This window comes from Bacillus sp. GMa5/1 (genome assembly GCF_050172015.1).
GTDB classification, from domain to species: Bacteria; Bacillota; Bacilli; order Bacillales; family Bacillaceae_G; genus Bacillus_A; species Bacillus_A cereus.
The window spans coordinates 1-22,486 of the sequence record NZ_JBNLYC010000071.1; the positions used below are offsets into that span (position 1 = coordinate 1).

A 22,486-nucleotide genomic window follows, 5' to 3' on the forward strand; every position below is an offset into this window, starting at 1 on the left:
ATTTTTCCCGATCAATAATATAGTAACTAACAAAAATAAAGTCCTTACATATCCAACACCTTTTTGAACCGCAAACTTCGATCCAAAATAAGCACCTAAGATCATTGATAATCCCATGATAATACCGTATTCAAAATGAATTATGTCTAAGAATAAAAAAGTAATTAAAGATACAATATTACTAACAAAGTTCAAAAGTTTTCCAGATGCTGCCGCTTGAATAAAATCCAAGCCAATTAATAAAAATACAAAAATTAAAAACGACCCTGTCCCTGGTCCAAAAAAACCATCATAAAATCCTATCATTAAAATAGCAAAGAAAAATATTAATGTTTTTCTTTGCGTCATCTTCTTATAGGTAGACACACTTCCCCAATTCTTTTTTGCAATAATATAAATAGCAATAAATACCAACATTACAAGTACTAATGGGCGTAAAATATCCGATGGAATAAATTTTACTACTAAAGCACCTGCAACAGCTCCAACAATAGTTAACGGGATTAACTTTCCTACAATTTTAAAATCAACTTTTCCTGATCGAATGAAATACATCGCACTCGTAAACGTCCCCATTGTTGCCGCTAATTTATTCGTTGCAATTGCCGAAGCTGGCGATAGACCAACAAACATAAGTGCAGGAAGCGAAATTAACCCTCCTCCTCCAACAACGGAATCAATAAAAGCTGCTAAAAAACCGAATGCAATTAATAAAATAATGACTTGAAAACTTAATTCTTCCATGAGCTTTACCCCTTACCCCTATTTTTTACAACATTTTAAATTATAACAAAATTACATAAGAAAAAAAGCTGTTCCATAGAGGAACAGCCTTCATATTTAATCTAAAATTTTCACAAGTGGTTCATCTTGTTTTGCTTCACGTATAATAATAGCTTCTGGGCGTTCTACAGATTTAATCGTTACTTGTACTTTCATATAATTCGGGAAGTATTCCATAACAAGCCCTGCCACATATTGTGTAAAACCAACTATTTCAGCTTTTCCATTAAACTGGACAGGAATATCAAGCTTCATTTCTCTTAATTCATCATCTCTATACATACCAGTACCAATAACAGCTGTATAGTCGCCTTGGAAATAATCGCTTAGTTTTGCCTTAAAGTTGGATACTCTTGCAAGATCTTCACGTTTATTATCTGTTTTCGCTTGCTCTGATGGGAACAAATAATATTTTTCATTAATTTGTTTCCAATCTTCAACCGTTTCACTACCTTTTTCGACATTTGCATAAGAAACAAAATTACCTGGCACGAGCGAAGACTTTGGAGCTTGGCGATAAATCGCAAATGTTATCGGAATATTTTTTGTTTCAGGTTCTTTTTGATGTATGACTTTCAAAATTTCTTGCGCCATTTTTTTCCCTTCAGCTAACATCTTTTCATCTGGGATTGCAGCTTCACGTGGGTAACCATGCTCTTCGTTAAAATATTGAACAGAATTCATCGCTAATCCAACTACCATACCAACACGTTCCTCGCCGTTATCGCCTTTTTTCACATAATAATCATGCTCTAAAATATTTGAAATATATATTGGATTTTTTTTATTTTTCACTTCTAGTGATTCGGATCCTGTTCCTAATGCAGGATTTAATCCTATATTAGGAAATTTAACTGCATCTTTTTTTAATTTTTCCTCTAGTTCCTTTTGTTCAGCATCTGTACGTTTTCTTTTAACAAGCATCTGTATAGTTTGAGTATCTAGAGCTTTTCCGCCTTTTAAAAAATTATCTTTCGTACTAAATGATTCTTTTGCAATTCGCATTAATCCTGTTTCAAATTCATCTATATCAAGGCGACTATTTAACCCTTGCACCACTAAACCACGTGCCTTTCCACCATCAAATGGAATAGTCGTCTTATAATATTCATCCGAAATAGCGTATTTTGGAACAACTGATTGTTCTTTTGCTTTCCCCGATTTCCCAGCCACTTTTTCATCTTTGTCGGCACCTGCACTACACCCACTTACAAGTAGGCCAAGGCTTAATACCGCTAATGCTATTTTTTTCATGGTAAGTTTGCACCTCTTACTTATTTAGCTCTTGTAAGAACCTCTCTTCATTCCAAACCTCAACATTATGTTTCTCCGCTTGTGCTAATTTCGAACCAGCTGCTTCACCTGCAACAACTAAATCCGTACTCTTACTAACACTTCCTGTTACTTTTCCACCTAATGCCTCAATCTTCTTCTTCGCTTCACTTCGTCCCATAACTTCTAGCTTACCTGTTAAAACAACCGTTTTTCCTGCGAAGTAAGATTCAACATTTTGTAAATCTGCAATTTTTATACCTTTGTATGTCATATTCACGCCATACTCTTTAAACTGCTGTAATAACTCTAATACATCTTCATTATCAAAATATGTCACAACAGATTGAGCCATTTTTTCGCCAATTTCATTAATTGCTTTTAGTTCTTCTTCCGTTGCTTTTACAAGCTCATCCATCGTTTCAAAGTGCTCTGCAAATGTACGTGCTGCTTTCGCTCCAACGTGGCGAATTCCAAGACCAAATAATAATCGCTCTAACGAGTTTTCTTTAGAATTTTCAATTGCTTGTATTAAGTTTGTTGCTGATTTTTCACCAAAACGTTCTAACTGTAATAATTGCTCTTTCGTCAATGCATATAAATCAGCAAATGTACGAATGTAATCAGCATCAAAGAGTTGTGTAATGACACGTTCTCCAAGTCCATCAATATTCATTGCATTTCTTGAAACGAAATGGATTAACCCTTCTCGAATTTGAGCAGGACAAGTTGGATTTATACAACGAAGTGCTACTTCTTCTTCTAAACGAACAAGTTCACTCTCACATGCTGGACAATGAGTTGGCATGCGGTATTCTTCTTCCTCACCAGTACGCTTATCAAAAATAACGTTCACAACTTCAGGAATAATATCTCCAGCCTTCTTCACAACAACGTAGTCACCAATTCGAATGTCTTTTTCACGAATTAAATCTTCATTATGTAAAGAAGCACGACGAACAATCGTACCAGCAACTCTCACTGGCTCTAGTTCTGCAGTCGGTGTTACAACCCCTGTTCGGCCAACACTTAATTCAATGCCTGTTAATCTCGTTACAACTTCTTCAGCCGGAAATTTATAAGCAATCGCCCACCTTGGACTCTTCGCTGTAGTTCCTAGACTTTCTTGAAGAGCAACATCATCTACTTTTATAACGATTCCATCAATCTCATAATCAAGATGCGGACGTTTTTCTTGCCATTCTTCTACATAAGCTATAACTTCTTCAATTGTTTCACATGTACGGCGATTTGGATTTGTCTTAAATCCAAGTTCACCTAAGAAATCCAGCGATTCACTATGTGATGAAATTGTTTTTTCTTCTACATTCGCAAGACCATACACAAACATAGATAAGTTACGCTTCGCTGCAATTTTCGGATCAAGTTGACGTATTGAACCTGCTGCTGCATTACGCGGATTCGCAAATACATCTTCTCCATTTTGCTCTTTTTCTTCATTTAGTTTAACGAATGAACGCTTCGGCATATAAGCTTCGCCTCTTGCTTCTAACGTTACTTCTTCATTTAAACGAAGTGGGATAGCTTTAATCGTTTTTAAATTTTGAGTAATATCTTCACCCGTTACACCATCACCACGTGTCGCCCCTTGAATGAAGCGTCCTTTTTCATAATGAAGCGAAACGGCAAGCCCGTCAATTTTTAATTCACATATATATCTTACATTCGCACCATCAATTCCTTGACGTACTCTTCTGTCGAAATCACGTAAATCTCCTTCGTTAAATGCATTTCCTAAACTTAACATTGGTGACTTATGTGTTACTTTTTCAAATATATCAAGAACAGTCCCCCCAACGCGAACGGAGGGAGAATCTTCACTCATAAACTCTGGGTTCTCTGCTTCTAATTTTATAAGCTCCTGCATATTACGGTCATATTCCGCATCAGAAACAGAAGGATTGTCTAATACGTGATATTGATAGTTAAATGTATTTAACAAGTCACGTAATTCTTCTATACGTTTTTTTACTATCTCTTTTGACATATCCTCATTCCTTTCCTATTGTTTCGTCACAGGTGCAAATTTTGCTAACAAACGTTTAACACCAATTGGGCTTGGGAACGCAATATCTAATTCTTTTGCATCACCTTCACCTTTTACACTTACAACTGTACCGACTCCCCATTTTTGGTGGGAAGCTTTATCTCCTACTGCCCAGCCAATTTGTTCGCCGCCTGTCGTCTTAGCTGCAGGGCGCGCGAAAGCTGAACGAGAGCGTGTTGCTGTTGTGATTGTCGTTTTGCCGCTACTTGCCGTTCTGCCTTTTGTACCAAACGATGTTTCACGCTTCGGCGCTGTTTCATTTAATGATTCCACTAGTTCTGTCGGGATTTCTGTAATAAATCGAGACGCAGCGTTCATACTTGTTCTACCAAATAATGTACGCATTTGCGCGTTAGATAAATATAGCTCTTCTTCTGCACGAGTAATACCTACATAAGCAAGACGACGTTCTTCTTGCATTTCATCCTCTTCCATAAGAGAACGAGTATGAGGGAATATCCCTTCCTCTAAGCCAACAATAAAGACAATCGGGAACTCTAATCCTTTCGCCGAGTGCATCGTCATTAAAATAACTTCTTCACCAGCAGTTGGGTCTTCATCTACACGATCAATATCAGCAACAAGTGCTAAATCTGTTAAGAATGCAACAAGGCTCTTATCTTCGCTTTGAGATTCAAATGTTTGCGTAACAGATAAGAACTCGTCTAAGTTTTCTAAACGACCTTCCGCTTCTAAAGAACGTTCATTTTTCAACATATCGCGATAGCCTGTTTTTTCAATAACTTCTTCTACTAATTCTGTAACAGATAAATACTCTTGCATATTTACCCAGTTATTTAATAAATTCGCGAATTCTTTTACTGCCTTTGTAATTTTTGCACTTACTCCAACATGCTCAATCTCATCAAATACAGCAGTTAATGAAATTCCATTTTGCACACCGTAATTAATAATTTTATCGATAGAAGTCGCACCAATGCCACGCTTTGGCACATTTATAATACGTGCAAAACTAATTTCATCATCTGGATTACCGATTAAACGTAAGTACGCCAAAATATCTTTAATCTCTTTACGATCGTAGAACTTCGTACCCCCGACAATTTTATATGGAATGTTAGATTTAAGGAAAATCTCCTCGACCATACGAGACTGAGCATTCGTACGATATAGCACTGCAAAATCAGTATATTTTCGTTTCCCCATTTGAATATCGTCACGAATTTTTTTTGCAACAAAATACGCTTCGTCCTTTTCAGTTGCAGCACGATAATACGAGATTTTACTTCCAACTTGATTGTCTGTCCATAATTTCTTCGGCTTACGATTCGTATTTTTTTCAATAACAGCATTCGCTGCATTTAAAATATTTTGTGACGAACGATAGTTTTGTTCTAACAGAATTACTTGTGCATTCTCATAGTCTTTTTCGAATGACAAAATGTTAGAAATATCTGCACCACGCCAGCGATAAATAGACTGGTCAGAGTCACCCACAACGCAAAGATTTTTAAAACGCGCTGCCAAATGTTTAACAAGAAGATATTGCGCTTTATTCGTATCTTGATACTCATCAACATGAATATATTGGAACTTACGCTGATAAAACTCTAATACTTCTGGAACACGTTCAAATAGCTGAATCGTCGTCATAATTAAATCATCAAAGTCTAATGAATTATTTTTCAAAAGACGTTTTTGATACTCTGTGTATACATCGCTCGTTAATTTTTCATATGGATCAGCCATTGTAATTTTTTTTGCATATTTATCCGCAGATAACAGTTCATTTTTCGCATTACTAATACCCGCTAAAATAGAGCGCGGCTCAAATTTCTTCGGATCAACATTGCGCTCTTTCATAATTTTTTTGACTACAGTTAGCTGATCACCTGAATCTAAGATTGTAAAGTTACGATTAATACCAATACGATCGATATCGCGTCGTAAAATACGTACACACATAGAGTGAAACGTCGAAATCCAAATATCTTCTGCTTCTGGTCCCACAAGTGTATCAATACGCTCACGCATTTCACGAGCTGCTTTATTTGTGAAGGTAATAGCTAGTACATTCCATGGTGCTACACCTTTTTCACCAAGTAAATACGCAATACGATGTGTTAACACACGTGTCTTACCACTACCTGCACCTGCCATTAATAGAAGTGGTCCATTCGTTGTTTGTACTGCTTTTTGTTGCTGTGGATTTAAACCGTTTAATAACTTATCTGTCATACTCATATACGCCTGCACCTACTCTCCTTTTACTGCTTTAACTGTTTTTAACGCCGATTTTATATCATCATAAATAATATTTCCAACAACTACTGTATCAGCATATTGTGCCATTTCTTTCGCCTGTTCTGCATTAGAAATACCACCGCCATAATATAACTTAGCTTGTTTCAATTCTGCTTTTACATTTTTAACAAGTTCAACATCTCCATACGTACCGCTATATTCTAAATAAAATATCGGTAAACGTAATAGCTTGTCTGCTAAACGAGCATATGCAATAACGTCATCTTCTGTTACATCACATTTCGCTTCTGTAAGCTGGGCTACTTTCGCTTCTGGATTTAAAACACAATACCCTTCCATAAAAATTTCGTCCCAGTCCATAATATCCCCAAATTCTTTCAATGCCTCATGATGAACACCTGTTACCCATTCTACTTTTCGGCTATTTAAAACACTTGGGATGTAATAAAAATCAAATCCTGGTGTAATTGCTTCTACATCAGAAACCTCTAATACACAAGGAACTGCATATCTACGAATGCTAACTAGCATGTGTAATACGTTATCAATTGTAACTCCATCACTTCCGCCTACAATAACCGCATCAGTTCCAGACTCACAAATCATTTCTAAATGTTCATCGCTTAACTCCTTATTTGGATCAAGCTTAAATACATGTTTCCATCCGGAAATATCGTACATGAAAACACCCTTCCTTTTCTCTAGTTATATATATTTCTGTTCAAAATAACAGTTTATTTTCATCATTATTGTTTTAACTTCATCTTAAATATTTATTTAAAACGGAGAATTAAGTTTGGAATTACCTCTTCCATATTTTTTAAACTAGAGGATTTAATTTTGAAGTTTCTTTTATGCATTCTTTCATTATAACAAAAAAAGTTACTTACACACACGCACATTCCAACATCTTTTTCCACGTCAAATGTTGGATTACATATCCCAAAAATCAAACGGGATACTAATAAAAGAAATAGTATTATCTATTTCAACTTTCATAAAAAGGAGTGTTTTTCTAATGAAGCAAAATATCGGGACAATAAACGCTCTAATTCGAATTACACTTGGGCTCGTCCTCTTCGGATGTAGTGCAACTAAACTTGTACGCAAGCCGTGGTGCACTTGGTCTAACATTTTTCTATGGATTGGTGCAATGAAAGTTGCAGAAGGAATTGTTCGTTTCTGCCCTGTTGTTGAAATGTGGAAATTCGGAAAATACATGAACATGGGGGCATTTAAAATGCCTAGCATGAATTTTGCTGAAAAAGGACATGCTAAAGAAGAAGTGAATCAAACTTCCACTCATGACAAGCCAGAGTCAAAAGGAAGTTATGACGCTTCTGACAAAGAGATTGAGTCAGCGATTGAAGATATAATCCTGGCAAAACCGCTTTGAATCATTTGTCACGATGCAAGATGCTCTCAAAGGGACTTAGCTGCTGCAGTGGGCGGTTAAGTCTTCTTTATTTTACCATAAAACAGAACGTATATTCTCTTTTTGAACCTTAAAATGTATATAAAAGATATCAACCAATAAAATTCAGAAAATTAGATGCATACCTCTTGCTTAAAATGATATAAAAGTGATATCATTTTTATATCAGGAGGCGATCATATGAAAGAAAAACAAGTATTTTATGTAAATGGTTTTCTCGGTATTATTGGAATTTTGATTTTAGCTGCTATCGGTGTATTTTTCCTTGCACAAGAAATTTTCATAGGAGCGGCACTAACTATTATATTAGCCGCAGTTCTCGCTACAGGTATCGGTATTGTTCAACCGAATCAAGCGAAGGTTATTACGTTCTTCGGTAATTATTTAGGAACAATTCGTCAAAACGGTTTATTTTTAACGATTCCGTTCGCATTCCGTCAAACTGTATCTTTACGTGTTGAAAACTTTAACAGTAAAAAATTAAAAGTAAATGACGTTGATGGAAATCCAATTGAAATTGCAGCTGTTATCGTATATAAAGTTGTTGATTCTGCAAAAGCAATGTTTGGTGTTGAACATTATGATCGATTTGTAGAAATTCAAAGCGAAACGGCAATCCGCCATGTTGCAACAAAATATCCTTATGACAATTTCCAAGATGAAACCTGCGTTACGTTACGCGGAAATACTGAAGAAATCTCTGAAGAATTAAAACGTGAGTTAGAGGCGCGTCTTGAAATTGCTGGTGTAGAAGTATTAGAAACTCGTTTAACGCACTTAGCTTACGCAACAGAAATTGCCCATGCAATGCTACAACGCCAGCAAGCAAAAGCAGTATTAGCTGCTAGAAAAGAAATTGTTGAAGGTGCTGTGAAGATGGCGAAAGATTCCATCCATATGTTAGATGAAGAAGGCGTACTAGAACTCGATGACGAGCGTAAAGCAAATATGGTAAACAACTTATTAGTTGCCATCGTTTCAGATAAAGGTGCGCAGCCAGTTATTAATACAGGAAGCCTATACTAAGGGCTATAAGTAATTATGGCTAAAAAGAAAAGCTTTCCATTACGTATTGATCCTGAATTACACGCAGTCATCGAAAAATGGGCAAATGATGAATTTCGTAGCGTCAATGCACACATCGAGTATTTACTTCGAGAAATGGCAAAGCAAAAAGGGAAATTAAAAAAAGATAAAGATGCATAAAAAATCCCGCTGATTCCTCAGCGGGATTTTTACATATTAACTTTTCGTCATCTCATGCCCAATTGCACGATATCCTATATCACTTCGATAAAATAGACCATCACTCTCAATTTTACCGATTTCTTTATATACTTTATCTTTTGCTTCTTGTAAACTATTTGCCTTACAAGCAACAAATAATACACGGCCACCGTTCGTTACAAAGTCCCCATGTTTCATTGCTGTACCTGCATGGAAAACAATCACATCTTGCAGTGCATCTAGTCCGCTAATAATATCACCTTTTTTATATGCTTCTGGATATCCTTTAGAAGCAAGTACAACACCGATTACCGCTTCTTCTGACCATTGTAACGTTAGTTCACTTTCATCTAATACAGCGTTACATACATCAACTAAATCGTTTTCTAATCGAGGTAATACAACTTCTGTTTCAGGATCACCGAAGCGTGCATTAAATTCAATTACCTTCGGACCATCATTTGTTAAAATAAGACCTGCGTATAAAATACCTGTAAACGAACGGTTTTCTTCAATCATCGCCTTAGCAGTTGGATGCAATACGGTTTGAATCGCTTCTTGAACTGCTGATTCTGGAATTTGTGGTACTGGAGAATATGCACCCATTCCACCCGTATTTGGACCTTTATCACCATCAAAAGCTCTTTTATGATCTTGGGCGATTACCATTGGATGTACAGTTGTTCCATTCACGAATGCCATTAATGAAAATTCTTGTCCATCTAAAAACTCTTCAATAACAACCTTCTTACTTGCCGCGCCGAATTTCACATCTTGCAGCATTTCTTTCACAGCTTGTAATGCCTCTTCAAGCGTCATCGCTACCGTTACACCTTTACCAGCAGCTAGGCCGTCAGCTTTAATAACGATTGGTGCACCAACTTTTTGAATGTACTGTACTGCTTCTTCATAATCTGTAAAAGTTTCGTACGCCGCAGTTGGAATATCATACTTTTTCATAAGCTCTTTTGTAAAAGCTTTACTACCTTCAATAACAGCAGCCGCTTTATTCGGACCAAATACGCGAAGTCCCTCTTCTTTAAAACGATCAACAATTCCATTCATAAGCGGAATTTCTGGTCCAACGAAAGTTAACTCAACATTATTCTCTTTTGCAAATAAAACTAATGCATCAAAATCATTTTCATCAATATCAACTGGTGTTGCAACATCTCTCATACCTTCATTACCTGGTGCTACATATACCTTTTCTACTTTTTCAGATTGTGCAAACTTCCAAGCTAAAGCATGCTCACGCCCACCGCGGCCAATTACTAAAACATTCATATTTCATCCCCCAATAATTAAATAAGTACAAACTAGAAGCTATGCTCCTAGTTTGCTTTTTCATATCAATAAAAGGTTATCTCGACCGGACTTTTTTAACATCCATATCAATAAAGGTTTAAAAAGGAGGATTAAGAGAACCAAGCAGGTCGAGGCGCATTTGCCAGGAGGACACGGAGTGTAGCTTTCCTACATGATTACCGCACTGGCGATGCAACGACGACATGCGAAGGTTATCTTAACCGGACTTTTTTAACATCCTCTATTAGTGTTTGAAATGACGTACGCCAGTGAACACCATAGCAATCCCATAAGTATCTGCCACTTTAATAGAATCTTCATCACGGATTGATCCGCCCGGTTGAATGATTGCTGTAATTCCTGCTTTTGCTGCTTCTTCTAATGTATCTGGCATTGGGAAGAAAGCATCAGATGCAAGCGCGCTACCTTGTGCTTTTTCACCAGCTTGTGTAATTGCGATTTTTGCAGAACCTACACGGTTCATCTGTCCCGCACCGACACCAATTGTCATATCATCTTTCGCTAAAACAATTGCGTTTGATTTCACATGTTTTACAACTTTCCAAGCGAGTTTTAAATCTTTCCATTCTTGCTCTGAAGGTTCACGTTTCGTTGGAATTGAAATTGTACTTTCATCTAATGATAACGTATCTTCCTCTTGAACAAGAAGTCCACCTTGTACAGAAGTTAGTTTTTTGCTTGCACTTGTCGCTTTTTCAATATTTATAGTTAATAAACGTAAGTTCTTCTTACTTTGCAACACTTCTAAAGCTTCTTGCGAGAACGAAGGTGCGATAACAATTTCTAAGAAAATTTCATGTAACTTTTCTGCTGTAGCTTTATCAATTTCACGATTTGCTGCAATAATACCGCCGAAGATTGATACTGGATCTGCTTCATAAGCACGAGTATATGCTTCGTGAATATTAGTTCCTACTCCAACACCACATGGATTCATATGCTTTACTGCTACTACTGCTGGTTCTGTAAATTCTTTTACGATGCTAAGCGCTGCGTCTGCATCATTAATATTGTTATACGATAATTCCTTACCGTGTAATTGTTCTGCGTATGCAACAGAAGACGTTGCTGCGAATGGCGCTTTATAGAAAGTTGCTTTTTGATGTGGGTTCTCGCCATAGCGTAAGTCTTGCTTTTTCTCAAATGTCACAGTTAATGTTTCTGGACTTTCTTCACCCATTTGCTCTGTTAAGTAGTTAGAGATTAACGCATCATACGCTGCTGTATGACGGAATACTTTCGCTGCTAGTTTACGTTTTGTTTCCTCTGCTACTTCACCGTTCTCTTTCAGTTCTGCTAACACAATATCATAATCTACTGGATCTACAATTACCGATACGAATTTATGATTTTTCGCAGCAGAGCGAATCATTGTTGGGCCACCGATATCAATATTTTCAATTGCATCAGCAAATGTTACATCAGGCTTAGCGATTGTTTCTTTAAATGGGTATAAGTTAACAACAACAAAGTCAATTGGCTCTATACCTAACTCATTCATTTGTGTTACATGTGTTTCATTATCACGAACTGCTAATAGACCACCATGAATATTTGGATGTAATGTTTTCACACGGCCATCCATAATTTCAGGGAAACCAGTTACTTCAGAAATGCCGATTACTTGTAAGCCATTTTCTTCTAGTAACTTTTTCGTACCACCTGTTGAAATAACTTCAATCCCTTGTTCTAGTAACCCTTTAACAAATTCTACTACTCCTGTTTTATCTGAAACACTTACTAATGCACGCTTTTTCATTTATCCTTCACCCCTGGTTGTATGTTAGTTAACAGTTGATTCTTTCACAGACTGAACAATTTGATTCACTGTATTTACGTATAATTTATGTTCAACTTGTTGAATTTTCTTTTGTAAGCTTTCTCTCGTATCCCCTTCAGAAACAACCACTGCTTCTTGTGCAATAATTGGCCCTGTATCCATACCTGCATCTACATAATGAATTGTTACTCCAGTTACTTTCACACCTGCTTCTAACGCTTGACCGACAGCATCTTTACCCGGAAAGCTCGGTAGTAATGATGGATGAATATTAATAATCTTCCCGCCGTATGCTTCTAGTAACGTCGGCCCGATTAAACGCATATATCCAGCTAAAATAACATAATCAATTTCATATTCTTCTAGCTTCTTTAATATCTCTTTTTCAAACGCTTCTTTTGACTCATATGCTTTCGCTGAAAAAGCAAAACACGGAATATGATGATAATTTGCCCGTCCAACAGCGCGTGCTTCTGGTTTATCACATACTAATAAACTAATTTCTGCATCCAATCTTTTTTCTTCTACCGCATTAACGAGAGATTGAAAGTTAGATCCGCTTCCAGAAGCAAAAACTGCTAATCTACTCATAGTGCTGTGCCCCCATTAAAAGTAACGCCAGCTCCTTGTATAGTACGTCCAATAATACGAGCCATTTCTCCTTGCTCTTCAAGAAGACGAACAACATCTTTTGCATCTTCTTCCTTCACTGCTACTACCATACCAATACCCATGTTAAAAATATTGAACATTTCTTTCTCTTCCAGTTTTCCAACTTCTTGAAGCAAACTAAAGATCGGCTGAATTTCCCAAGATCCTAGTTCAATCTCAGCACCGATTCCTTCTGGCAACATGCGTGGAATATTTTCAATAAATCCACCACCTGTAATATGCGCCATACCGTATACTTCATGTTTCTTCAATAGTTCTAAAATAGGTTTGACATAAATTTTCGTTGGTTTTAATAATTCTTCACCAAGAGGTAGTTCTAAGCGGCCATAAATACGCTCTAAAGATAGTTCCCCATCTTCTAATAACACTTTTCGTACTAAAGAGTAACCATTGCTATGAATACCGCTAGATGCTAAGCCAATTAGCACGTGACCAGCTTCAATCTTTTCACCTGTTACAATTTTCTTTTTATCAACAATCCCAACTGTAAAACCAGCTAAATCATATTCTTCCGTAGAATACATTCCTGGCATTTCAGCTGTTTCTCCACCGATTAATGCACAACCAGCTTGGCGACAGCCCTCTGATATACCTTTGACGATGTTTTCAATTTTACTAGGTTCAGCTTTACCACAAGCAATATAATCAAGGAAGAAAAGCGGCTCTGCTCCTTGGACAACAATATCATTTACACACATTGCTACTGCATCAATACCAATTGTGTCATGTTTATCTGCCATAAAAGCGAGCATCAATTTCGTTCCCACGCCATCTGTTCCAGATACTAATACAGGTTCTTCTAATGCAAATTTTGATAGATCAAACATACCTCCAAAACCGCCTAAACCGCCTAGTACTTCTTTTCTCATAGTTGTTTGTACGTGTTTTTTCATGCGAGATACCGCTTCATATCCAGCTTCAATATCTACTCCTGCTTGCTTATATGCATTCGCCATCGTTATTTACACCTCGTCTTTTAATTTCTCCCCATCCAGGGCGGGCTATTTTAAGAAAGGATCTAGCTCCTACATCAAAAGAAGTAGAAGCTTTTCTCACTTTTCTTATTTCATGCTTTCTAAAAGCTCTTGCTCATAATCATAAAGAGCTGTTGGATAGTCCCCATTAAAGTAAGCCATGCATAGGCCGCCATATTTCCCTTCATATGGACGTCCAATTGCATCTACTAATCCATCTTCACTTAAAAATGTTAAAGAATCTGCTCCGATCATTTCACGGATTTCTTCTACTGTATGATTTGCTGCAATTAATTCTTTTCTCGTTTGAATATCAATGCCATAGAAACATGGATATTTCAGAGGTGGTGAAGCAATTCTTACGTGAACTTCTGTCGCTCCAGCCTCACGAAGCATACGAACAATTCGTTTACTTGTCGTTCCTCTTACGATAGAGTCATCAATCATAACAACTCGTTTCCCTTCAACTACACCTCTTACTGCGGAAAGCTTCATCTTAACCCCTTGCTCGCGCAGTTCTTGAGAAGGTTGAATAAACGTACGTCCAACGTAACGATTTTTAATTAATCCTAACTCATATGGAATACCTGTCGCCTCCGCATAGCCAATCGCAGCTGAAATACTAGAGTCTGGTACACCAGTAACAACATCTGCTTCAATAGGAGCTTCTGCCGCTAAACGTTTCCCCATATTCTTACGTGCTGCATGGACGTTAACACCAGCAATATTTGAATCTGGGCGTGCAAAGTAAATGTATTCCATACTGCAAATTGCATGTTCTACATCATTTGTGAAACGATCCACGTGAATTCCTTCATCATTAATGACAAGTAATTCACCCGGTTCTACATCGCGAATGTATGTTGCACCTACTACATCAAAAGCACATGTTTCTGACGCTACAACGTAAGCATCCCCCATCTTTCCAATTGAAAGCGGACGGAACCCATTCGGATCTAATGCAACGATCATTTCATTTCCAGTTAGTAAAAGATACGCAAACGCACCTTTCACTTTATTTAAAGCCTCTTTTACACTTTCAATTAAAGAATCTTTCGTGCTACGTTTAATAAGATGTAAAAGTACTTCTGTATCTGAACTAGTTTGAAAAATACTGCCCTCTGCTTCTAATTCACGACGAAGCATTTTTGCATTAATTAAATTTCCGTTATGAGCTAACGCCATACTATGATCGGAAAAACGGAACAACAATGGTTGAACGTTAGCAACTTCACTTCCACCAGCTGTTGCATATCGTACATGTCCGATTGCTGATTTTCCATTTAATCCTTCTAGCTCACCTCTTGAAAACACTTCTGATATTAAACCTAACCCCTTGTGACCGACGATTTTTTCCCCATTATTTACGACAATGCCTGCGCCTTCTTGCCCACGGTGCTGTAAACTGTGCAATCCGTAGTATGAAACTTGTGCTGCATTTTCATGCCCCCAAATTCCGAAAACGCCACATTCTTCGTTTAACCCCTTTATTTCAGCAAGCATGGGATTGCCCCTTTCCAAGCCTTTCTCATTTCATCTACATTTGCTGTAAGTAATACTTCATTTTCTTCATTATGAATTGTTACTTCATTTGTACTTGTTACTTCTCCAACTTGGATTGCTTCTACCACTTTCTCAAACGCCTCTTTATTTTCACGTTTTACAGTTATCACGAAACGAGACTGTGATTCAGCGAATAATGCTGCTGTTGCTTCTCCATCTAATTTCACAGTAGCACCTAAGCCTTTAGCACCAATCGCACTTTCTGAAATCGCAACTGCTAAACCACCTTCAGCAACATCATGTGCAGATTGAACAAGACCAGCTTGAATTGCTTCTAATACTTGTTTTTGGCGTTTTAATTCTACATCTAAATCGATACTTGGTGATTGACCGAAAATTTTGCCGTGAATCATTTTCTGTAATTCACTTCCGCCAAACTCAGCTTTCGTCTCACCAATTACATACACTAAATCACCAGCTTGCTTAAACTCTTGTGTTGTTACATGTTTTAAGTCATGCACAAGTCCGACCATCCCAACAGTTGGTGTTGGATATACAGCTTCACCACTACGCTCGTTATACATCGATACGTTTCCGCCGATAACTGGTGTTTGCAATGTGCGACAAGCTTCACTCATACCGTCTACTGATTTCTCAATCTGCCAGAAGATTTCTGGTTTTTCTGGGTTCCCGAAGTTTAAGCAATCTGTAATTGCAAGTGGCTCTCCGCCAGAACATACGATATTACGCGCTGCCTCTGCTACTGCAATTTTACCGCCCATCTCTGGGTCTAGATAAATGTAGCGAGAGTTACAATCTGTCGTCATTGCTAATCCTTTTTCTGTACCGCGTACACGTACAACTGCAGCATCTGAACCTGGCGTAACAACTGTGCTTGTGCGAACTTGGTAATCGTATTGATCGTATACCCACTCTTTACTTGCAATTGTTGGTTGCTGTAATAAAGCGAATAACGTTTCTTTATAATTTTCTACTTTTGGCGTTTCCATTTTCATTGCTTGGAATTCAGCAAAGTATGCTGCTTCTTTTGATGGCTTATGATAAATTGGTGCTTCTTCTGCTAAAGCATCTGCTGGAACTTCAGCTACCTTTTCACCTTTATGGAATAAACGAAGCATTTTATCTTCTGTTACTTTCCCCATCGTAACCGCTGCAAGACCATACTTCTCAAATAAATCTACTATTTCTTGTTCTCTACCTTTTTTCACGACAATTAACATACGCTCTTGTGATTCAGATAGCATCATTTCATATGGTGTCATTCCTGTTTCACGCTGTGGTACATCATCTAAGTACATTTCAATACCCATTCCTGCTTTACTTGCCATTTCTGCAGATGATGATGTTAAACCAGCCGCACCCATATCTTGAATTCCAACAAGTGCATCGGATTGAATTAATTCTAAACACGCTTCAATAAGAAGCTTTTCCATAAATGGATCCCCTACTTGAACCGCTGGACGTTTCGCTTCTGAGCTTTCAGATAGTTCTTCCGACGCGAATGTTGCACCGTGAATACCGTCACGACCAGTTGATGCTCCTACGTACATTACTGTGTTACCAGCACCGTGCGCTTGCCCTTTTTTAATGTCTTCGTGGTTAATCAAACCTACGCACATTGCATTTACAAGTGGATTTCCTTCATAACATGGATCAAATTGTACTTCGCCGCCAACAGTCGGAATACCGATGCAGTTACCGTATCCTGCAATTCCTGCTACTACTTCTTCGAATAAATATTTCACACGTGGTGACTGTAATTCACCGAAACGAAGTGAGTTTAATAGAGCTACCGGGCGTGCTCCCATAGAGAATACGTCACGAATAATACCACCAACACCTGTTGCAGCTCCTTGATATGGTTCAATAGCTGAAGGATGGTTATGACTTTCCATTTTAAATACAACTGCTTGATTATCACCGATATCTACAATTCCAGCACCTTCTCCAGGTCCTTGCAGAACGCGCTCACCTGTAGTTGGAAACTTACGAAGAACTGGTTTCGAATTTTTATAACTACAATGTTCAGACCACATTACAGAGAATAACCCTGTTTCTGTATAATTTGGCAGACGACCTAAAATCTTTTCAACCATGGCAAACTCTTCGTCTGTTAGCCCCATTTCCGCATATATACGCTCTTCTTTAATTTGTGTTGGATTTGGTTCAAGCATTAACGACATATGTTTCCCTCCACTGTTTTAAGATAGATTGAAAGACTTTTAACCCTTCAGCACCGCCAAGTAATTCATCTACAGCACGCTCTGGATGTGGCATCATACCAAGTACATTTCCTTTTTCATTTACAATACCAGCAATATCTGAAACGCTACCGTTAGGGTTTTCTACGTAACGGAATGCGATTTGATTGTTCTCTTCTAATTGTTTAAGCGTCGCTTCATCACAATAGTAATTCCCCTCACCATGCGCGATTGGAATATTAATTACTTCATCTTTTCCATATTGTGATGTAAACATCGTTTCATTATTTTCAACACGCAACTGAACAGTGCGACACATAAATTTTAAGTTTTCGTTTCTCATTAACGCTCCTGGTAGTAATCCTGATTCAACAAGAATCTGGAATCCATTACATACACCTAAAATCGGCTTTCCTTGCTCAGCAGCTTTTTGCACTGCTTTCATTGCATTAGCAAAGCGAGAGATAGCACCGCAGCGTAAGTAGTCACCATAAGAAAATCCGCCTGGTAGTAGAATTGCATCATATTCATCTAAATTCTCTGTATCGTGCCAAACGTAATCTACTTCTTCGCCAAGCTCATCTTTAATTGCATGGAACATATCGACATCACAGTTCGAACCCGGAAATACTATTACGGCAAATTTCACTGTGCGACAACCTCCTCAACTTCATAACGGAAGTCTTCCATTACAACGTTCGCTAATAGTTTTTCACACATTTCCTTTACCTTGCTATCTAAATCAGATACAGATTTATCAATTGTTAGTTCCATGTACTTTCCGATTCGAACATCTTGTACTTCTGTGAATGAAAGACTATGAAGTGCTCCTTTTACTGCTGTTCCTTGTGGATCTAATACGCTTTCTCTTAATGTTACATATACCTTAACTTTATACATGTGAAATTCCCCCTAAACGTTTTAAAATCTCTTCATAAGCATCTGTTAAATTTCCAAGATCGCGACGGAATACGTCTTTATCAAACTTTTCATTGCTCGTTTCATCCCATAAACGGCAAGTATCCGGTGAAATTTCATCCGCTAAAATGATTTCTCCTTCTTCCGTTACACCAAACTCTAATTTGAAATCTACTAATCTTACACGACAGCTTGCGAAATGATCAATCAACACTTGATTGATTTGTAGAGCCATATCTCGTAATACACTTACTTGCTCTGGTGATGCAACGTTTAATACACGAATATGATCTTCCGTTACAAGCGGATCTCCTAAATCATCATCTTTGAAGTAAAATTCTACGATTGGTTCTGCAAGTACAGTTCCCTCTTCCATTCCTAATCGTTTTGAAAGACTTCCTGCAATTACATTTCTTGTGACAACTTCTAAAGGAATAATACTCACTTTTTTAACAAGTTGTTCTGTTTCAGATAACTTCTCAACAAAATGTGTTTTAATTCCCACTTCTTGTAACTTTCTGAACAATAAAGTTGTAATTTCATTGTTCAAACGACCTTTTCCTGTAATCGTCTCTTTTTTCTCCCCATTGAAAGCAGTCGCACTATCTTTGTACTCTACCCAAACCATATCTGCTGATTCTGTACGATAAATTCTTTTTGCCTTACCTTCATACAGCAATTCTAGCTTTTGCATTTCGCAAGCCCCCTGTAGTTTGAAAAATGTGAATAATGTTTTTATAAAGAATGGCACAGAATGACTCTATTCTGTGCCATATGAAATTTTACGCTTCGTTTAATCCAAGGCGTTCAAAGATTGTATCAACGTGTTGCATATGATGCTCATAGTTGAAGCATTCATTAATTTCTTCTTGTGTTAACTTGCTTGTAATACGCTCATCAGCTTCTACAAGCTCTTTAAATTGTACTTGTGTTTCCCAGGCTTCCATCGCTTTAGGCTGTACGATATCATAAGCTTCTTCACGTACCATACCTTTGTCGATTAGTGTAAGCATTACGCGCTGAGAATAAATTAAGCCGTATGTTCTTGTCATATTGCGTTTCATATTCTCTGGGTATACAGTTAAGTTTTTAACGATATTACCAAAGCGATTTAACATGTAATTTAATGCGATTGTAGCATCTGGTAAAATTACACGTTCTGCCGAAGAGTGAGAAATGTCACGCTCATGCCATAATGGAACATTTTCGTAAGCTGTCATCATATAACCGCGGATAACACGAGCTAAACCAGTCATATTTTCAGAACCAATTGGATTACGTTTATGTGGCATTGCAGAAGAACCTTTTTGACCTTTTGCGAAAGCCTCTTCAACTTCACGTGTTTCACTCTTTTGTAAACCACGAATCTCAACTGCCATCTTTTCGATAGATGTTGCAATTAGTGCAAGTGTTGACATGTAGTGTGCGTGACGATCACGTTGCAATGTTTGTGTTGAAATTGGTGCTGCTTCTAATCCTAAGTTTTCACAAACATATTTTTCTACGAATGGATCGATATTTGCATATGTACCAACCGCACCAGATAGTTTACCAACACGAACTGTATCAGCAGCTTGTTTGAAACGCTCTACGTTACGTTTCATTTCTTCATACCAAAGACCAAGTTTTAAACCAAATGTTGTTGGTTCTGCATGAACACCATGTGTTCTTCCCATCATGATTGTGTATTTATGCTCTTTCGCTTTGTTAGCTAAAATGCTTACAAAGTTCTCTAAGTCTTTTAATATAATTTCATTCGCTTGTTTTAAGATGTAAGATAATGCTGTATCTACTACGTCTGTAGATGTTAAACCGTAATGAACCCATTTACGTTCCTCACCTAATGCTGGCGTTTCTGATACAGCACGAGTGAATGCAACTACGTCATGACGTGTTTCTTTTTCAATTTCATAAATACGATCAATATCAAATGATGCATGCTCACGAATTTTCTTAACATCTTCTTTTGGAATATCGCCAAGCTCAGCCCATGCTTCACAAGCTAAAATCTCAACTTCTAACCATGCTTTAAATTTGTTCTCTTCCGTCCAAATTGCACCCATTTCTGGGCGTGTATAACGACTAATCATCTTTTTCCCTCCAACAGTTGTTCTTGATGGTCCCAAATATGCAAACTCTTCGCTTTTTCTAGAGCGACTTCAATATTATCATTTAAAATATTAACATGCCCCATTTTTCGCTGTGCTTTTGCTTCTTCTTTTCCATACAAGTGTAAATAGCACCCGGTTAATCTATTCACTTGTCTTAGGACCCCTTCTATATGTTCGCCTAAAATGTTTACCATGACAACTGGTTTTAACAAATTTGTTTCTCCTAGAGGTAAATTACAGATTGCTCGAATATGTTGACCAAATTGACTCGTCTCACATGCATCCTGTGTATAGTGTCCTGAATTGTGAGGTCTTGGCGCTAATTCATTAATATAAATCTCACCATTATCTGTAGCAAACATCTCTACAGCTAGTGTTCCCACAAGTTCTAATTCATCCGCAAGTACCTTTGCATAAGCAATTGCTTTTTGAGAAAGCTCTTCTGTAATGCGAGCTGGAACGATAGATTCATGTAAAATGTTATTTACATGAATATTTTCTGCTACTGGAAACACTTTTGTTTCACCACTTACACTACGAATCACAATAACTGATACTTCTTTTTCAAAAGGCACCCATTTCTCTAAAATACATTCTGCTTTATCCACAAGATTTCTTGCTGTCTCAACATCAGCTTCACTTCTTAAAACAACTTGTCCTTTCCCATCATATCCACCTGTCGTCGTTTTTAAGACGGAAGGGAATGATAACTCAGCAATTGCTTCTGTAAGCTGATCTTGATTTTGAACTAATCTATACGTTGCTACTGGTAACCCAGCCTTCTCAATCCCATTCTTTTCTGTAAAACGATTTTGCGTTGTATTTAACAACTGACTACCTTGTGGTAAGTACGCATGTTTTTCAAGCCATTGTAAACATCTATAATCAATATTCTCAAATTCATATGTGACAACATCACTTATCTCTGCTAAATGCTGAATTGCTTTTAAATCATCATATGGTGCAACAATTTCAATATCAGCAACTTGTGCACATGGTGAATGCTTTGTAGGATCTAAAACAGCAATTTTATATCCCATTTCCTTAGCTGCCAATGCCATCATTCTTCCTAGCTGGCCGCCTCCAATAATACCGATTGTTTTTCCAGGTAAAATGATCCTCGTCATACTAGCTCACTACCTTCACGCACATCTTTTTCAATCGCTTCTCGTCTCAATTCTAATGCATCATGTATATCATCATGGAATGATCCAAGTATTTGTGCGGCAAGTAATCCAGCATTCGTTGAACCGGCTTTACCAATTGCAACAGTTGCAACTGGAACACCTCCTGGCATTTGGACGATGGATAATAATGAATCTAAGCCGTTTAATGCTTTTGATTGAACTGGAACTCCAATTACAGGAAGATTTGTCTTCGCTGCAACCATTCCTGGTAAATGTGCTGCTCCACCAGCTCCAGCAATAATAACTTTCAATCCACGTTCACGAGCCGTCTCTGCATATTCAAACATATAATCCGGAGTCCGATGAGCGGATACAACTTTTTTCTCATACGGTATATTTAATTCATCTAAAATGTCACAAGCATATTTCATTGTTTCCCAGTCTGACGTGCTTCCCATTATGACTCCAACTAGTGATTTCATATTAGAATCCCCCCGATTCAAATAAAAAAAGCCTGAAATAGAACAGTTTCTCTTTTACTATGAGAGAAAGCGCTCTACTCAGGCATACGTATCCCTTGTGAATAGAAAAATACCGAGTGACTTTCCCTCATAGTCTAACGAATAACGGTCGTTAGGTAGAGACTTGCAGGCCATATCCCCGCGATTATATGAGGTCTTATATTATTGTTTCTATGGTTATATTAACAATATTTCATAAACAATGTCAATAAATAATCGAATGTTTTTTTATTAGTAGTCAATAACGTTCGTGTTTTAGTTATATTCAAAAGAAGAATTGCAACTATATGCAAGAAGAAAAGGGAATTAGAATATATA

At 37.4% G+C, this 22,486-nt stretch carries 20 protein-coding genes and 1 riboswitch; of the genes, 3 read left to right on the plus strand and 17 right to left on the minus strand.

Annotated features, from left to right (window positions below):
• The 5 genes from ACQGSG_RS16995 to ACQGSG_RS17015 form a co-directional block, all read right to left on the minus strand.
• The coding region (locus ACQGSG_RS16995; protein WP_426947704.1) for a TSUP family transporter at positions 1-744 on the minus strand (744 nt) is incomplete at its 3' end.
• Positions 745-840: 96 nt separating this feature from the next.
• Positions 841-2,037 (minus strand): CamS family sex pheromone protein, encoded by a 1,197-nt coding sequence (locus tag ACQGSG_RS17000; protein ID WP_000717034.1) that lies wholly within the window; start codon positions 2,035-2,037, stop codon positions 841-843.
• Between the two features lie 16 nt (positions 2,038-2,053).
• Positions 2,054-4,063 (minus strand): NAD-dependent DNA ligase LigA, encoded by a 2,010-nt coding sequence (gene ligA / locus ACQGSG_RS17005; RefSeq protein WP_000031613.1) that lies wholly within the window; start codon positions 4,061-4,063, stop codon positions 2,054-2,056.
• Between the two features lie 15 nt (positions 4,064-4,078).
• Positions 4,079-6,328, minus strand: a complete 2,250-nt coding sequence (pcrA, locus tag ACQGSG_RS17010; protein WP_325842793.1) for a DNA helicase PcrA — start codon at positions 6,326-6,328, stop codon at positions 4,079-4,081.
• 12 nt (positions 6,329-6,340) lie between these two features.
• Positions 6,341-7,030, minus strand: a complete 690-nt coding sequence (locus ACQGSG_RS17015) for a heptaprenylglyceryl phosphate synthase (protein ID WP_000272103.1) — start codon at positions 7,028-7,030, stop codon at positions 6,341-6,343.
• Positions 7,031-7,367: 337 nt separating this feature from the next.
• Here ACQGSG_RS17015 and ACQGSG_RS17020 point away from each other — a divergent pair, with 337 nt between their 5' ends.
• The 3 genes from ACQGSG_RS17020 (at position 7,368) to ACQGSG_RS17030 (ending at position 8,990) form a co-directional block, all read left to right on the plus strand.
• Positions 7,368-7,745: a YgaP family membrane protein gene (locus ACQGSG_RS17020; protein WP_000812345.1), complete on the plus strand. Its 378-nt coding sequence runs from the start codon at positions 7,368-7,370 to the stop codon at positions 7,743-7,745.
• A 219-nt stretch (positions 7,746-7,964) separates the two neighbouring features.
• On the plus strand, positions 7,965-8,810 hold the full coding sequence (locus ACQGSG_RS17025; RefSeq protein ID WP_000660669.1) for an SPFH domain-containing protein: 846 nt from the start codon (positions 7,965-7,967) through the stop codon (positions 8,808-8,810).
• A gap of 15 nt (positions 8,811-8,825) precedes the next feature.
• A complete protein-coding gene (locus ACQGSG_RS17030; RefSeq protein WP_001085171.1) occupies positions 8,826-8,990 on the plus strand; it encodes a toxin-antitoxin system HicB family antitoxin in 165 nt (54 codons plus the stop codon).
• Between the two features lie 36 nt (positions 8,991-9,026).
• Here ACQGSG_RS17030 and purD read toward each other — a convergent pair whose 3' ends face one another.
• The 12 genes from purD to purE all read right to left on the minus strand — a co-directional run bounded on the left by purD (position 9,027) and on the right by purE (position 22,129).
• Positions 9,027-10,298: a phosphoribosylamine--glycine ligase gene (gene purD, locus ACQGSG_RS17035; protein WP_001101977.1), complete on the minus strand. Its 1,272-nt coding sequence runs from the start codon at positions 10,296-10,298 to the stop codon at positions 9,027-9,029.
• 265 nt (positions 10,299-10,563) lie between these two features.
• Positions 10,564-12,099 (minus strand): bifunctional phosphoribosylaminoimidazolecarboxamide formyltransferase/IMP cyclohydrolase, encoded by a 1,536-nt coding sequence (gene purH / locus ACQGSG_RS17040; protein WP_000745434.1) that lies wholly within the window; start codon positions 12,097-12,099, stop codon positions 10,564-10,566.
• Between the two features lie 24 nt (positions 12,100-12,123).
• Positions 12,124-12,711, minus strand: a complete 588-nt coding sequence (gene purN, locus ACQGSG_RS17045; RefSeq protein WP_000088589.1) for a phosphoribosylglycinamide formyltransferase — start codon at positions 12,709-12,711, stop codon at positions 12,124-12,126.
• The gene (gene purM, locus ACQGSG_RS17050) at positions 12,708-13,748 is read right to left on the minus strand and encodes a phosphoribosylformylglycinamidine cyclo-ligase (RefSeq protein ID WP_001262439.1); all 1,041 of its coding nucleotides are present in this window, start codon (positions 13,746-13,748) and stop codon (positions 12,708-12,710) included. Before purM ends, purN begins: the two co-directional genes overlap by 4 nt.
• 105 nt (positions 13,749-13,853) lie before the next feature.
• Positions 13,854-15,269 (minus strand): amidophosphoribosyltransferase, encoded by a 1,416-nt coding sequence (gene purF, locus ACQGSG_RS17055; RefSeq protein WP_000879032.1) that lies wholly within the window; start codon positions 15,267-15,269, stop codon positions 13,854-13,856.
• Positions 15,254-17,473, minus strand: a complete 2,220-nt coding sequence (gene purL, locus ACQGSG_RS17060; RefSeq protein WP_000055564.1) for a phosphoribosylformylglycinamidine synthase II — start codon at positions 17,471-17,473, stop codon at positions 15,254-15,256. Before purL ends, purF begins: the two co-directional genes overlap by 16 nt.
• Complete coding sequence (gene purQ / locus ACQGSG_RS17065; RefSeq protein WP_000666787.1) at positions 17,457-18,140, minus strand: phosphoribosylformylglycinamidine synthase subunit PurQ; 684 nt, start codon at positions 18,138-18,140, stop codon at positions 17,457-17,459. Before purQ ends, purL begins: the two co-directional genes overlap by 17 nt.
• Positions 18,137-18,391: a phosphoribosylformylglycinamidine synthase subunit PurS gene (purS, locus tag ACQGSG_RS17070; RefSeq protein ID WP_000278823.1), complete on the minus strand. Its 255-nt coding sequence runs from the start codon at positions 18,389-18,391 to the stop codon at positions 18,137-18,139. Before purS ends, purQ begins: the two co-directional genes overlap by 4 nt.
• The gene (gene purC / locus ACQGSG_RS17075) at positions 18,384-19,103 is read right to left on the minus strand and encodes a phosphoribosylaminoimidazolesuccinocarboxamide synthase (protein ID WP_001170544.1); all 720 of its coding nucleotides are present in this window, start codon (positions 19,101-19,103) and stop codon (positions 18,384-18,386) included. The genes purS and purC overlap by 8 nt, the downstream gene beginning before the upstream one ends.
• A gap of 88 nt (positions 19,104-19,191) precedes the next feature.
• A complete protein-coding gene (purB, locus tag ACQGSG_RS17080) occupies positions 19,192-20,499 on the minus strand; it encodes an adenylosuccinate lyase (protein WP_000625682.1) in 1,308 nt (435 codons plus the stop codon).
• The gene (gene purK / locus ACQGSG_RS17085; protein ID WP_098605815.1) at positions 20,496-21,647 is read right to left on the minus strand and encodes a 5-(carboxyamino)imidazole ribonucleotide synthase; all 1,152 of its coding nucleotides are present in this window, start codon (positions 21,645-21,647) and stop codon (positions 20,496-20,498) included. The genes purB and purK overlap by 4 nt, the downstream gene beginning before the upstream one ends.
• Positions 21,644-22,129 carry a 5-(carboxyamino)imidazole ribonucleotide mutase gene (gene purE, locus ACQGSG_RS17090; protein WP_000839367.1) on the minus strand — a complete coding sequence of 162 codons (486 nt, stop codon included), beginning with the start codon at positions 22,127-22,129 and terminating at the stop codon, positions 21,644-21,646. Before purE ends, purK begins: the two co-directional genes overlap by 4 nt.
• 110 nt (positions 22,130-22,239) lie before the next feature.
• Positions 22,240-22,341, minus strand: a riboswitch (purine riboswitch).
• Positions 22,342-22,486: the final 145 nt, after the last annotated feature.

What these genes read in the sequence shown, in the direction of transcription:
- purE (WP_000839367.1), bottom strand. Translation starts at nt 22,129, where the DNA reads ATGAAATCACTAGTTGGAGTCATAATGGGAAGCACGTCAGACTGGGAA.
- ACQGSG_RS17020 (WP_000812345.1), top strand. Translation starts at nt 7,368, where the DNA reads ATGAAGCAAAATATCGGGACAATAAACGCTCTAATTCGAATTACACTT.
- pcrA (WP_325842793.1), bottom strand. Translation starts at nt 6,328, where the DNA reads ATGAGTATGACAGATAAGTTATTAAACGGTTTAAATCCACAGCAACAA.
- ligA (WP_000031613.1), bottom strand. Translation starts at nt 4,063, where the DNA reads ATGTCAAAAGAGATAGTAAAAAAACGTATAGAAGAATTACGTGACTTG.
- purB (WP_000625682.1), bottom strand. Translation starts at nt 20,499, where the DNA reads ATGATTAGTCGTTATACACGCCCAGAAATGGGTGCAATTTGGACGGAA.
- purF (WP_000879032.1), bottom strand. Translation starts at nt 15,269, where the DNA reads ATGCTTGCTGAAATAAAGGGGTTAAACGAAGAATGTGGCGTTTTCGGA.
- purN (WP_000088589.1), bottom strand. Translation starts at nt 12,711, where the DNA reads ATGAGTAGATTAGCAGTTTTTGCTTCTGGAAGCGGATCTAACTTTCAA.
- purK (WP_098605815.1), bottom strand. Translation starts at nt 21,647, where the DNA reads ATGACGAGGATCATTTTACCTGGAAAAACAATCGGTATTATTGGAGGC.
- ACQGSG_RS17000 (WP_000717034.1), bottom strand. Translation starts at nt 2,037, where the DNA reads ATGAAAAAAATAGCATTAGCGGTATTAAGCCTTGGCCTACTTGTAAGT.
- ACQGSG_RS17015 (WP_000272103.1), bottom strand. Translation starts at nt 7,030, where the DNA reads ATGTACGATATTTCCGGATGGAAACATGTATTTAAGCTTGATCCAAAT.
- purL (WP_000055564.1), bottom strand. Translation starts at nt 17,473, where the DNA reads ATGTCGTTAATGCTTGAACCAAATCCAACACAAATTAAAGAAGAGCGT.
- purS (WP_000278823.1), bottom strand. Translation starts at nt 18,391, where the DNA reads ATGTATAAAGTTAAGGTATATGTAACATTAAGAGAAAGCGTATTAGAT.
- purM (WP_001262439.1), bottom strand. Translation starts at nt 13,748, where the DNA reads ATGGCGAATGCATATAAGCAAGCAGGAGTAGATATTGAAGCTGGATAT.
- purD (WP_001101977.1), bottom strand. Translation starts at nt 10,298, where the DNA reads ATGAATGTTTTAGTAATTGGCCGCGGTGGGCGTGAGCATGCTTTAGCT.
- purH (WP_000745434.1), bottom strand. Translation starts at nt 12,099, where the DNA reads ATGAAAAAGCGTGCATTAGTAAGTGTTTCAGATAAAACAGGAGTAGTA.
- purC (WP_001170544.1), bottom strand. Translation starts at nt 19,103, where the DNA reads ATGCAAAAGCTAGAATTGCTGTATGAAGGTAAGGCAAAAAGAATTTAT.
- ACQGSG_RS17025 (WP_000660669.1), top strand. Translation starts at nt 7,965, where the DNA reads ATGAAAGAAAAACAAGTATTTTATGTAAATGGTTTTCTCGGTATTATT.
- ACQGSG_RS17030 (WP_001085171.1), top strand. Translation starts at nt 8,826, where the DNA reads ATGGCTAAAAAGAAAAGCTTTCCATTACGTATTGATCCTGAATTACAC.